The organism is Methylophaga sp. UBA1464, assembly GCF_002325665.1.
Classification (GTDB): Bacteria; Pseudomonadota; Gammaproteobacteria; order Nitrosococcales; family Methylophagaceae; genus Methylophaga.
The window spans coordinates 22395-34360 of record NZ_DCSO01000096.1 but is presented as its reverse complement, the minus strand read 5'-3'; the positions used below and the strand labels follow the sequence as shown (position 1 = coordinate 34360).

The window sequence follows — 11966 nt, the reverse complement described above, 5'->3', positions numbered from 1 at the left end:
TAACGGGCCGATTGCCTGTGAAGTGTTGTCATACCGTGCCCCTAAACCATTACGCCGTGATGCCAAACCCGTGCAGCAGGAAATGACTGCTTCTCCTTCACCCTGGGATAAAACATCAAAGACCAAACCAAAGCCTGTTGTTAAATCATCTGTGGTTGAAAAGATTTCCCCGCAAGCAGAAATGTTTGCCAATCGATTGAAAAAGAATGTTCGCCATCTGGCGAAATGGGCACGTAAAAATCATCTGGATTGCTATCGTGTCTACGATGCTGATTTGCCGGATTATGCCGTGGCCATTGATATCTATGGTGACTATGTCCATGTGCAGGAATATGCTCCGCCAGCCGATATTGATCCGCTCAAAGCCAGTGAACGTCTGGATGAAGTGATGCAGATTATTCCGGTCGTTTTGGGGGTGAGCAATGATAAGGTCGCATTGAAGCTACGTCAGAAACAGCGTGGCTCAAACCAATATGAATCACAGGCGGCATTACGCCAGCGTTTTGAAGTACGGGAAAATGATCTGCGATTCTGGATTAATCTGACCGATTATCTGGATACCGGCTTGTTCCTGGATCACCGTATTACCCGGCAGATGCTGGCTGAAACAAGCAGAGGCAAGGCTTTTTTAAATCTGTTTGCATATACCGGTAGCGCGACGGTTTATGCTGCTGCAGGCGGGGCAAAATCCACCACCACGGTTGATATGTCCAATACCTATCTGGGTTGGGCCAAAGATAATATGCAGTTGAATAACCTTGTTGGTGAACAACATCAGTTTATCCGTGCTGATGTACTGGCCTGGTTAAACGAGCCTGCAACACAGGATTTACGCTTCGATTTAATTTTTGTTGATCCGCCTACCTTTTCCAACTCCAACAAAATGGAAGGGGTCTTTGATATTCAGCGTGACTATATCGATATGCTGCATAAAATCGCCGGGATGTTGAATCCAGGTGGGGAGATTTTCTTTTCTACCAATCGCCGTGACTTCAAACTGGATGCCGAAGCATTAAAAGGTCTGGATATAAAGGACATTAGCAAGGCCACATTACCAATTGATTTTGAACGTAATTCAAAAATTCATTATTGCTGGCGAATACAGAAATCAGCTTGAACTGTCGAGTGTGAGTTTAATTTCCTGCCACAACGCCTGGTAGGCTTTGTTGACGGCTGAGTTTGCCGCAAATGTGGCTAATGGTGCTCTCATATCACCCATTTTTTCTACCACGGCGGCGTAGGGGATGGCTGTTTGCAAGCCATGCTTTAACATCTTTGGTGGATGAGCCAGCATCACGCGATGCAGACTGCGGCGACGATCTGCCATGGTAAAAAAGGCGTGTAATCGTTTGGGTCTGAGATTGTTATCTTTAAAAAAATCTCGGGTTTGTTCAAATGTACGCATTGATAAATGGCTGGGGATAATCGGCACATAAATCGCTTCAGCTGCCGCAAACATTTGCTCAGTCAGTTCCGAAAAGCTGGGTGGACAATCCAGCACGATTAACGAATAGCTTTCACCAAATGGTGCTAACAGTTTGGCCAGTTGATTTTTATTATCCCCGGTTTTTGCCAAATCCAAATCCATTTGCCGAAATGAAAAGTCGGCGGGAATGATATCCAGTGATGGATAATCGGTATTTTTAACTAACTCACCAATGGCAGTTTTACCCGACAGCAGTTTTTTGGGTTCTGCTTTAGACTTGCTTTTACGTTGCAGTAACCAGCTGGCAGCTCCCTGCGGGTCAAGATCCCAGAGTAAGGTAGGGATTCCCTCATTTGCAGCCTGCCAGGCAATATTAACCGCTGAGGTCGTTTTACCCACGCCACCTTTCAAATTAAAAAATGCGATGATTTGCATGATTAAATGGTTTTTGCCAACTCTTCGAGCAGCGCTGTCTGGGCACTGATCATTTCATCGCCTTCTTTGCGTGCAGCACGCTGATAGCGACCATCGGCAGATAAGATCCACGCCTGTGTATTGTCAGCGAGATACAAATTCAGATCAGCAATAATACGTTTTTGCAGTCGTTTGGATTCAATGGGGAAACAGGTTTCCACACGACGTAACAAATTACGTTTCATCAGATCGGCACTGCCAGCCCAGACTTCAATGTCTCCGGCATTCTCGAAATAAAACACCCGCGTATGTTCCAGAAACCGACCAATGATGCCGCGTACCTGAATATTGTCTGATATACCTTCAACACCGGGTTTCAGGGTACAGATGCCGCGGACAATCAAATCAACCTTAACACCGGCAATAGAAGCGCGATACAACGCCTGAATCATTTCCGGTTCAACCACGGCATTGACCTTGATAATGATATGGGCTGCTTTACCAGCTTCAGCGTGCGCTATTTCCCGATCAATTTTGTCCAGTAACCCCTGATGCAGATTGAAAGGAGCATGCATCAATTTATGCATTTTGGGGATTTTGCCAAGGCTGGTCAGTTGAATAAACAGGTTATTGACGTCTTCACCGATCTGCTTGTCTGAGGTCAACAAACCATAGTCGGTGTAAATTCTTGAAGTATTACGGTGATAGTTACCGGTTCCCAAATGCACATAACGACGTAATTTATTGTTTTCACGACGTAAAATCAGCAGCATCTTGGCATGTGTTTTATAGCCTACAATGCCATACACAACATGGGCTCCCGCCTGCTGAAGTTTGGACGCCAATGCAACGTTCGCTGCTTCATCGAAACGGGCTCGTAATTCAATAACTACGGTAACTTCCTTACCAGCGTGAGCCGCTGCAACCAGGGCATCCACAATCGGCGAAATGGCCCCGGTCCGGTATAAGGTTTGTTTTATTGCCAGCACACTGGAGTCTGCTGCAGCTTGTTTAATGAGATCAATAACCGGTGTGAATGACTGATAGGGATGATGTAGTAATACATCTTTCTGTTTTAATAAATCAAAAATATCCGCATCCGAAGTCAGTCCAGTCGGACGTCCCTGAGTAAATGGTTTGAATTTGAGATCAGACCGTTCCACCATTGAATGCAAGGTTTGCAAACGGCTTAAATTCACCGGGCCATTCACCAGATAAACGTTTTCCTGTTGCATTGCACATTGGTCACGTAAAAAGTTAACCATTTCTTCAGGGCAATTATGCGCAATTTCCAGACGTACTTCGTCACCATAATTTCGATGGGTCAACTCATCAGCAATAGTCGCCAGCAAATCGCTGGTTTCTTCAGTGTCAATGGCCAGGTCACTGTTCCGTGTTACCCGAAATTGATAGCAGCCTTTAATTTTCATGCCGAAAAACAAATCATCGGCAAATGCATGAATGATTGATGATAAAAACACAAAGTGATATTGGCCCGGTTCACATAACTCATCAGGCAACTGAATCACACGAGGTAAAGCCCGTGGTGCCTGTAAAATGGCATAGCCAATACTGCGCCCAAAGGCATCTTTTCCATCCATGGATACAATAAAGTTCAAACTCTTATTGAGTAATCTCGGGAAGGGGTGAGATGAGTCCAGCCCGATTGGACTGAGAATCGGCTGGATTTCATCGCGAAAATACTGTTCCAGCCAGGCACTGTGTTCGGCTGTCCACATCGGTCTTGGCAGTACTTTAATGCCTTCCTGTTCCAATAAAGGCAACAACTCATTATTGAGTACCGAGTATTGTTCATCTACCAACTCATGGGCACGTAAACTGATTAATCTCAATGCTTCCTGAGCACTGATTTGATCGGCTTCAAGGTAAGGATCACCAATTTCAATCTGTTGAATTAAGCCAGCTACGCGGACTTCAAAAAATTCATCCAGATTCGTACTGGAAATACACAAATAATTCAGCCTTTCCAGTAATGGCACACTGGGATCCAGTGCCTGCTGCAAGACACGCCAGTTGAACTCCAGCAAACTCAGCTCACGATTCAGGTAAAGCTCGGAGCTGTTCAGATCAATTTGTGTTTCCATGTTTTCCATTTTGATGGCTTAAATTTAAGAGGTTAATGAACGTTAGACTTATTGTATATTTTAGTGCGGTTTTCAAATGAAGTTTGGATGACAAAAACAAACCTTACAGCACGTTAGAACGGTTTGATGACAATCTGATGACAGCTTACCACCGATATTTGTCATAGTTTTCCGGATTTGCCCAGAAACGACTGTTCAGCCAGTCACGTTTGGGCTGGTAATTTTCGATGGCATAACTGAATACCTGTAATCCATCGTTAGTACCAGCGATATGATGCAACCCCATGGCCAGATAATCACGGAACTGCCAGCCCTGTTGTTGTGCTTGCGCAGGATCGGCAATCAAAATGATATGCGGCGCATGTAAATTGCGTAAATATCCCAGCCATTGTTGCCCTGCCTGCAATGGTAAGGTTTCAGTCAGATCACTGATAACGGCCAGATCCACACTATGAATTTGCTGTAATTGCGATTGTTCAAATGGTGTTGTCAGAGCCTGTGATCTGGTATCTTGGCAATCGTTCAGGCATAGCCTGGCAACATCTCCCGCAACCAATATTGATTGCGGTTCAAATTGCTGTATCAGCGTGCTGAGCAGCGAAGACAATAAGACTGATTGATTCATGACTAACCAGCATAAAACATCTACCGAGTTCTGGAAACACAAACGACTGGGTCAGATGACACATACCGAGTGGGAAAGCTTGTGTGATGGCTGCGGACGTTGCTGTCTGCATAAACTGGAAGATGATTCTGATGGACGCATGTATTACACACGGGTAGCCTGTGAACTGCTGGATGTTTCAACTTGCCGCTGTAAGGATTATGCTAATCGCCAGAAGACGGTGCCAGACTGTATTCAGCTCAGCGTCGAGCAGGCACATTTCTTTGACTGGTTACCCGATACCTGTGCCTATCGTTTACTTGCAGAAGGCGAGCCCCTGCCGGAATGGCACCCTTTGATTACCGGTGATCCTCAGAGTGTGATTGATGCAGGTGTCTCCGTAAGACATATTGCCATCAGTGAATCCGATGATATTGATTTAACCGAAGAGGTCATTGCGCTGCAGCCCCCCGTTTATCCACATGACACCTGAGCAAAGTCGCGAATTTACCGCCCGCCTTGAACAAGCTGCATTGACGCTGCTTGAAATGGAAATTTACCGAAAACCAGATGATTTGGCCCGACGTTTCGGATTGCCATTACCGGTAGTCCGTTACTGGTGGCGTCAAACCGATGAAAAAACGCGTCCAGTCGATCAAAACAGCCTGTCACCACGCGAAGTCAAAGTGATTCGTAAAGCGACGCAAACGCTGGAAGGATGGGAAAAGATTAAACGTTATCGTCCGCCATGTGGCGCACGTCTGCCGGGTGGCAAAAAGTGCAAACGTTCAGTGGCGATACGCCAACCGGAAGCCTGGTCATTAGGTGCTTTGGCCGATCGTTGTCGCCTGCATGGCGGAAATGCCCGGCGCGTTATTCGTTCTAAAACTGAGGACGATACAGAATGAGGGACTTATGCTTGAGACAACGGAAATTCTGAACCGATTGCTGACGCTGTGTAACGAGCAAAAAAGCGGCACCTTATTTTTAACCACTGCAGACAACAAAGCCTGTCATATTATTTTTGAAAACGGTCGTATTGAAGCCATGGCGTTTGGTTCAGTCAAAGGCTTAGCCGTCGCTAATTTGTTGCCAAGGTTATTGATAGAACGAACCAGTTTTAACAGTACCCTCAGAATGCCATTGAGTGAACGGGCCAATATCGAAGATCAGGCTGATATTTTTGCCGCACTGGGATTGCGCCGTCAGGCGCCCACTGAAACGAAACTTTCACAAACAGTTGCGAAACCGACGCGAATGTATCGCGGGCATTTGATTGTTGAACAGGAACCAAAGGATCTATCGCCGAAACCAGCTAAATCAGTTGTCGAACCCAGTCAAAAAATACCGTCGAAAAAAAGCAAAAAAAAAACGTATCTATCGTGGTCAAGTGATTGAAGATTGAAACTACTCAGATAATTTGTCACATTGATTGCGCCAAAATCGTTAACATATCGCCACGTTGCAGACTCCGGAATTCATCATGAGTAACATTTCTCCCCAAGATCTCAATCGAGGTTTACTCGATTTTATTGATGCGTCACCCACACCGTTTCACGCAGTGGAAAATATGCAGTCGGCTTTAAAATCAGCTGGTTACAAGTTGCTTGATGAAAAGGACAGCTGGGGGAAATTACCCGCCGGTCGTTATTTCGTCACCCGTAACGATTCTTCATTGATTGCCTTTAACCTGCCTGCACAGGCTATTGCCGAAGCAGGTTTTCAAATGGTGGGAGCGCATACCGATAGTCCGTGTTTAAAAGTTAAACCGCAACCGGGAACAGTACGTCATTCATTCTGGCAACTTGGAGTGGAAGTTTATGGTGGTGCACTGTTAAACCCCTGGTTTGATCGTGACCTATCCATGGCCGGCCGGGTCAGTTATGTCGATGCCGAAAATCAATTACGCCATAGTTTGATCAATTTCAAAAAACCGGTGGCGGTTATTCCAAGTCTGGCGATTCATCTGGATCGGGAAGTGAACCAGAATCGCAGTATTAATCCACAGCTGCATCTGCCACCGATATTGCTGCAGAGTGAAGAGGGTGATAAACCTGATTTTCGTGCTTTAATGGAGCAGCAACTTCGATCCGAACATGGTGATATGGCTATTGGCAAAGTTCTGGATTATGAGATCTGCTTTTATGACACTCAACCAGCTGCATTGGTGGGGCTCAATGAAGATTTTATCAGTGCGGCACGGCTGGATAATTTACTCAGTTGTTATATTGGCTTGCAGGCTTTACTGACCGGTACTGCCGATAAAGCTACTCTGTTGGTGTGCACCGATCATGAAGAAGTTGGCAGTGTTTCAACCAGTGGCGCCCAGGGCACATTTCTCCCTGCAGTTCTGCAACGTTTAGCTCTGGATAATGAAAGCTTCCAACGTATGCTTCAACAGTCTTTATTGATTTCTGCTGATAATGCACATGGAATACATCCCAACTATGCTGACCGGCATGACGCGCAACATGGGCCAATTTTGAATAAAGGCCCGGTTATTAAAACCAATGCCAATCAGCGTTATGCCACCAACAGTGAAACCAGTGCACGGTTCAGACAGATTTGTGAACTGGCAGATGTGCCGGTGCAGGATTTTGTGGTGCGTACGGATATGGCCTGTGGCAGTACGATTGGGCCTATAACGGCCAGTAACCTAGGGGTGAAGACCCTGGATATTGGTGTACCCACATTTGCCATGCATTCAATTCGTGAACTCGCTGGCAGCCTGGATACCTGGCATTTATATAACGCACTAAAACAATTTTTCAATTAATAATCAAAGGAATACATACACTATGTCAGAAACAGTTGATGAATTAACGGTGACCTATCAGGAAGGCGATGTCACTACGGTAAAAGAGCTGGATAAAGTCGTTCTTACCAAAGGTGCCTGGGCGACAGTAATGTTTCGCTATCAGGATCTGGATCGTAAAACAGGTGAATTTGGTCCGGATAAATACACCATCCGCCGTTATCAAAAACGCAATGGCGAATACGGTCAACGTTCAAAATTTAATATTTCTAGTCGTGACCAGGCGCAGCAAATTATTGAGGCGTTAACACGCTGGACCAAAGATTAAATAGCTGCCTATGAATAAGAGTTTATTGACTAATCTCTGCGCTGCTGCATTGGTTAGCGTCGGGTTATTGCTTGATACGCCCTGGCGTGATCCAGTGTTGGCCACAGGTATGTTTGCCCTGGCCGGTGGTATAACCAACTGGCTGGCCATTCATATGTTGTTTGAAAAAGTGCCTGGGCTATATGGTTCGGGTGTTATTGCGGCACGCTTTAATGAATTTCGTGTTGCCATCGAAAAACTGGTCATGGAACAGTTCTTCAATCAGCAAAGCCTGGATCGCTTTGTCAGCCAAATGCTTGATGATAAACGCGAAAATAAACTGGATTTTTCAGAAATCATTGATCAAACCGATCTGGATCCCGTGTTTGACAATCTGGTGGCCACCATTATGGAATCCTCGTTTGGCAGCATGTTGTCGATGGTGGGTGGCGCCAAAGCCCTTAAACCATTGAAAGAACCTTTTGTTCGTAAAATGCAGCAGTCGCTCAACGATATTGCGCACAGCGAACATTTTCAGCAGCATCTGCGAGAAAAACTGAGCAGTGGGCCGGTCAGTGATGATTTATACCGTCAGATATACACTATCGTTCATAGTCGACTGGATGAACTGACACCGCAGATGGTCAAACAGATGGTTCAGGATTTAATCCGTCAGCATCTGGGCTGGCTGGTCGTATGGGGGGGCGTATTTGGTGGCTTAATAGGATTGATGACCAGCTTTTTACCGTTGTGAACTCCTGGATCGAGAATAATTGCCGCTTATGTGCCGCGCCAGTGTCGTTTTATCACCATTGGCGCGGATATGATTACTGGCAATGCAGTGAATGTCATGCAGTACAGATGGACAATCAGCATCTGCCGGATCGCGAAAGCGAAAAAGCACTGTATCTGACCCATGAAAATGATGTGAACGATCCGCGTTATCAGCAGTTTGTTTCCCCAATCACTGAGGCCATCCTAAGCCAAATACTACCGGACAAAATTGGTTTGGATTTTGGTGCAGGTCCTGGGCCCGTCATCAGCAAAATCATCACCGAAAAAGGCTATCAAACAAAGCTTTATGACCCGGTTTTCCATCCGAATATCAGCGTGTTATCCGAACAATATGATTTTATTATCTGCTGCGAAGTTATTGAGCATTTCCATCAACCGGCGGTGGAATTTGCCCGGCTTAAATCGTTGTTAAATCCTGGTGGAAAATTGTTTTGCATGACTCAACTGTTAGATAACAGCATTGATTTTGCCAGGTGGCATTACAAAAACGATATCACTCATGTTTTTTTCTATCATCGCGACAGTTTGAATTTCATTCAAAAACAATTTGCCTTCAGTGCAGTTGAAATAAATCAGCGATTAATAAGCTTTACTAACTGAATTGTTCGCGAATAGCGGCCAGATGTTCTGCTGGTAATTCGATTACGACACTGACCGTATCGGTAAATTGTTGGTCGAGGATGCGACCATGGATCTGTTTCAGTTGATATTCCAGCATTTGCAGCTGACTGTAATCTATCTGCAGACTTAACCCCGCCATTTCAACCCAAGGTAATTTTCCGGCCGCATCAATGGCTTGTTTGGCGGCATTGCCATAGGCACGGGTTAAACCGCCTGTGCCTAATTTAACGCCGCCAAAATAACGAATCACCGCTACCACGGTATTAATTAAGTCTTCACCTTGTAACGGTGCCAGAATTGGCCTTCCTGCGGTGCCGGAGGGTTCACCCGCATCAAAAAATCGTTCAGTGATAAATCCTTCGGGCGCTCTTATTCGCCAGGCAAAGGCCAAATGATTTGCCGAAGGGTGTTGCGCGGCTAACTGCCTGAGTTGCTTTAAGGCAGATTGCTCATTGTCACAGGACATGGCGACACCAATAAAACGTGATTTTTTTATTTCAGATTCGACACTGGCCGGCGTACGAACAACAAAAAACTGGTTGGACATCTTATTTACTATAGGAAAATACAGCCTGACAATTTACCATATTGCCATCTTTTGCTCGCAGGCCAGGCGGGGCAATGTCCAAATTCATCTTAATAAATCGGGTAATACAGTTTGTCAGAATTAAGTTTTGCAGTAGGTCAACGTTGGGTCAGCAACAGCGAGGCCGAATTAGGTCTGGGTATCATTACCGAAGTCAGCGGCAGACGAATTGAAATCGCCTTTCCGGCTGCCGATGAACAACGAAGTTATGCGGCGAATAATGCACCGTTAAGCCGGGTCGACTACCCAGTGGGCGAACAGATTAAAACCCGTCAGGGACAGCAATTTACTATCAGCGAAAAACATCCGTTAAATGGTTGTGTGATTTATCAGGGCGAAACCGCTGAGGGAGAAGCGATCAGTATCCATGAAATGGATCTGGACAGCTTTGTACAATTCAGCCAGGCAACCGATCGTCTGTTTGCCGGGCAGATAGACAAAAATCGCAAATTTCAGCTAAGACTCCGAACCCATCAATATTTTCATCGGTTACATCAATCACCCGTATTTGGTCTGTTGGGGGGCCGTGTGCAATGTCTGCCCCATCAGTTTTATATTGCTTCACAGATGACACACCGTATTTCAACCCGGGTATTACTGGCCGATGAAGTCGGTCTGGGTAAAACCATCGAAGCAGGCATGATTATGCACCAGCAAATCATGCAGGGACGGGCCAGCCGGGTATTGGTTATTGTTCCTTCTGCTTTGGTGCATCAATGGCTGGTGGAAATGCTGCGGCGTTTTAATCTGGCCTTTACGGTGATTGATGCCGAGCGCTATGAGGCCCTGGTTGAGTTGGATGAAGGTAATGCCTTTGATAGCGCGCAGCTGGTGTTAACTGATTTACAGACGCTGGAAACCCATCCCGAAATGCAACAGGATGTATTGCATGTGAGCTGGGATATGTTGGTAGTGGATGAAGCCCATCATTTGCAGTGGCATGCAGATCACAGTAGTGAGGGGTATCAGCTGGTTGAAAAACTGGCCGCGCAGATTGCCTCAGTTTTGTTATTAACAGCTACCCCTGAGCAACTGGGCATGGACAGTCATTTTGCCCGTCTGCGCTTGCTGGATCCGGATCGTTATTATGATTTGACACAGTTTCGTGAAGAACAGCAGAAATATCAGCAGATCAGTCAGTTGCTGGATCAACTGATGGCGATTGAATCAGCCGCTGAATTTGCCGCTAAAAACAACCTGAAAACAGAATTAAAAAATTATCTGGATGATACGCTGCTGGACGGACTGGCTGACGCAGAGCAGTTTGAATCTGCACGCGAACAGGCAAAACAGCAATTTGTTGATCAATTCGGTACCGGGAGGATTTTATTCCGTAATACCCGCGAGACAGTTAAAGGTTTCCCTGAGCGCCAATTAACTGCACATGCCCTAGTGCCTACCAAGCATTATTTATTTCAAACAGGCAACAATCTAACCGAATTGTTGCAACCCGAAATTCTATTAGGTGAAAACTGGCTGACGTTAGACCCAAGAGTCGACTGGCTGGTGAACTGGCTTAAAGAACACCGAGGTGAAAAAACCTTATTAATTACTGCCAATGCTGAAACCGCTCAGCAGCTGGAATTGCATTTGCGGTTACAACATGGAATACGCAGCAGCGTGTTCCATGAACACATGACCCTGATCAATCGTGATCGGGCTGCTGCATTCTTTGCGGATGACGAAGAAGGCGCACAGATCCTTATTTGCTCTGAAATCGGCAGCGAAGGACGGAATTTCCAATTCTGTTCCTACCTGGTGTTATTTGATCTGCCACTGAATCCGGATTTGCTGGAACAGCGTATTGGTCGTTTGGATCGTATTGGTCAACGCAATACGGTAAATATCGTGGTGCCTTATTATCAGGATACCGCTCAGCAACTGCTGCTCGAATGGTATCACCAAGGCTTGAATGCCTTTGAATCGGTCTGTAAAACGGGTTCAGCATTACGTGAACAATTTGCTGAACAGTTGGAAAAGTGTTTGCGTGACCCTGCAGATAAAAAAGCCTTTGCCAGATTGCTTGATGATACCCGGCAAGCAGAGCAGCAATTGCGGGAAAATCTCAGCCAGGGCCGGGATCGTTTACTGACGCTGAACTCCTTTGATGAATCCGCTGCAAAAGAGATTCTGATGCAGGTTGAAGAAGCCAGCAGTCCATTGGAACTGGCGGCTTTTATGGATGATTTCTTTGATGCCTATGGTATTGAACAGCAGGCGCATAGTGCTGACAGCATTATTCTGCAACGCGGTGATGAGCTGCGCAGTGATGAAATTGATTTGCCTGAAGATGGGTTAACGGCAACCTATCAGCGTGCCAGAGCGTTATCACGTGAAGATATGGCTTTTTTAA

13 protein-coding genes are annotated in these 11966 nt (G+C 45.8%); 9 read left to right on the top strand and 4 right to left on the bottom strand.

The genetic code is table 11. The features are described 5' to 3' along the window. A partial coding sequence (gene rlmKL, locus B3O33_RS13225) for a bifunctional 23S rRNA (guanine(2069)-N(7))-methyltransferase RlmK/23S rRNA (guanine(2445)-N(2))-methyltransferase RlmL (RefSeq protein ID WP_292363799.1) occupies positions 1-1117 on the top strand: 1117 nt, incomplete at its 5' end. Here rlmKL and B3O33_RS13220 read toward each other — a convergent pair. The 3 genes from B3O33_RS13220 to B3O33_RS13210 all read right to left on the bottom strand — a co-directional run bounded on the left by B3O33_RS13220 (position 1109) and on the right by B3O33_RS13210 (position 4570). Beyond that, entirely contained in the window at positions 1109-1861 is a 753-nt protein-coding gene (locus B3O33_RS13220) for a ParA family protein (protein WP_292359529.1), read from the bottom strand. The genes rlmKL and B3O33_RS13220 overlap by 9 nt on opposite strands. A 2-nt stretch (positions 1862-1863) precedes the next feature. After that, positions 1864-3945, bottom strand: coding sequence for a polyphosphate kinase 1 (ppk1, locus tag B3O33_RS13215; RefSeq protein ID WP_292359527.1), 2082 nt, complete (start codon positions 3943-3945; stop codon positions 1864-1866). Between the two features lie 145 nt (positions 3946-4090). Then, a complete protein-coding gene (locus tag B3O33_RS13210; protein ID WP_292359525.1) occupies positions 4091-4570 on the bottom strand; it encodes a DUF6231 family protein in 480 nt (159 codons plus the stop codon). Between B3O33_RS13210 and B3O33_RS13205 the strand changes: the two genes are divergently transcribed. The 7 genes from B3O33_RS13205 (at position 4569) to B3O33_RS13175 (ending at position 9006) form a co-directional block, all read left to right on the top strand. Beyond that, positions 4569-5042, top strand: a complete 474-nt coding sequence (locus tag B3O33_RS13205) for a YcgN family cysteine cluster protein (RefSeq protein ID WP_292359523.1) — start codon at positions 4569-4571, stop codon at positions 5040-5042. The two genes, B3O33_RS13210 and B3O33_RS13205, sit on opposite strands and share 2 nt — an antisense overlap. Continuing rightward, positions 5032-5457 carry a hypothetical protein gene (locus B3O33_RS13200; RefSeq protein ID WP_292359521.1) on the top strand — a complete coding sequence of 142 codons (426 nt, stop codon included), beginning with the start codon at positions 5032-5034 and terminating at the stop codon, positions 5455-5457. Before B3O33_RS13205 ends, B3O33_RS13200 begins: the two co-directional genes overlap by 11 nt. Before the next feature lie 7 nt (positions 5458-5464). Beyond that, positions 5465-5947, top strand: a complete 483-nt coding sequence (locus B3O33_RS13195; protein WP_292359519.1) for a hypothetical protein — start codon at positions 5465-5467, stop codon at positions 5945-5947. An 85-nt stretch (positions 5948-6032) separates the two neighbouring features. Then, positions 6033-7325 (top strand): M18 family aminopeptidase, encoded by a 1293-nt coding sequence (locus B3O33_RS13190; RefSeq protein WP_292359517.1) that lies wholly within the window; start codon positions 6033-6035, stop codon positions 7323-7325. 22 nt (positions 7326-7347) lie between these two features. After that, positions 7348-7632: a hypothetical protein gene (locus B3O33_RS13185; protein WP_014707111.1), complete on the top strand. Its 285-nt coding sequence runs from the start codon at positions 7348-7350 to the stop codon at positions 7630-7632. A 10-nt stretch (positions 7633-7642) separates the two neighbouring features. Beyond that, on the top strand, positions 7643-8365 hold the full coding sequence (locus B3O33_RS13180) for a DUF445 domain-containing protein (protein WP_292359516.1): 723 nt from the start codon (positions 7643-7645) through the stop codon (positions 8363-8365). 107 nt (positions 8366-8472) lie between these two features. Further along, the gene (locus tag B3O33_RS13175) at positions 8473-9006 is read left to right on the top strand and encodes a class I SAM-dependent methyltransferase (RefSeq protein WP_292359514.1); all 534 of its coding nucleotides are present in this window, start codon (positions 8473-8475) and stop codon (positions 9004-9006) included. Here B3O33_RS13175 and B3O33_RS13170 read toward each other — a convergent pair. After that, positions 8999-9574 carry a YigZ family protein gene (locus B3O33_RS13170; RefSeq protein WP_292359512.1) on the bottom strand — a complete coding sequence of 192 codons (576 nt, stop codon included), beginning with the start codon at positions 9572-9574 and terminating at the stop codon, positions 8999-9001. The two genes, B3O33_RS13175 and B3O33_RS13170, sit on opposite strands and share 8 nt — an antisense overlap. A 111-nt stretch (positions 9575-9685) precedes the next feature. Here B3O33_RS13170 and rapA point away from each other — a divergent pair. Continuing rightward, a partial coding sequence (gene rapA / locus B3O33_RS13165) for an RNA polymerase-associated protein RapA (protein WP_292363798.1) occupies positions 9686-11966 on the top strand: 2281 nt, incomplete at its 3' end.

What these genes read in the sequence shown, in the direction of transcription:
- B3O33_RS13210 (WP_292359525.1), bottom strand. Translation starts at nt 4,570, where the DNA reads ATGAATCAATCAGTCTTATTGTCTTCGCTGCTCAGCACGCTGATACAG.
- B3O33_RS13195 (WP_292359519.1), top strand. Translation starts at nt 5,465, where the DNA reads ATGCTTGAGACAACGGAAATTCTGAACCGATTGCTGACGCTGTGTAAC.
- B3O33_RS13200 (WP_292359521.1), top strand. Translation starts at nt 5,032, where the DNA reads ATGACACCTGAGCAAAGTCGCGAATTTACCGCCCGCCTTGAACAAGCT.
- B3O33_RS13180 (WP_292359516.1), top strand. Translation starts at nt 7,643, where the DNA reads ATGAATAAGAGTTTATTGACTAATCTCTGCGCTGCTGCATTGGTTAGC.
- B3O33_RS13205 (WP_292359523.1), top strand. Translation starts at nt 4,569, where the DNA reads ATGACTAACCAGCATAAAACATCTACCGAGTTCTGGAAACACAAACGA.
- B3O33_RS13175 (WP_292359514.1), top strand. Translation starts at nt 8,473, where the DNA reads ATGGACAATCAGCATCTGCCGGATCGCGAAAGCGAAAAAGCACTGTAT.
- B3O33_RS13185 (WP_014707111.1), top strand. Translation starts at nt 7,348, where the DNA reads ATGTCAGAAACAGTTGATGAATTAACGGTGACCTATCAGGAAGGCGAT.
- B3O33_RS13190 (WP_292359517.1), top strand. Translation starts at nt 6,033, where the DNA reads ATGAGTAACATTTCTCCCCAAGATCTCAATCGAGGTTTACTCGATTTT.
- B3O33_RS13220 (WP_292359529.1), bottom strand. Translation starts at nt 1,861, where the DNA reads ATGCAAATCATCGCATTTTTTAATTTGAAAGGTGGCGTGGGTAAAACG.
- ppk1 (WP_292359527.1), bottom strand. Translation starts at nt 3,945, where the DNA reads ATGGAAACACAAATTGATCTGAACAGCTCCGAGCTTTACCTGAATCGT.
- B3O33_RS13170 (WP_292359512.1), bottom strand. Translation starts at nt 9,574, where the DNA reads ATGTCCAACCAGTTTTTTGTTGTTCGTACGCCGGCCAGTGTCGAATCT.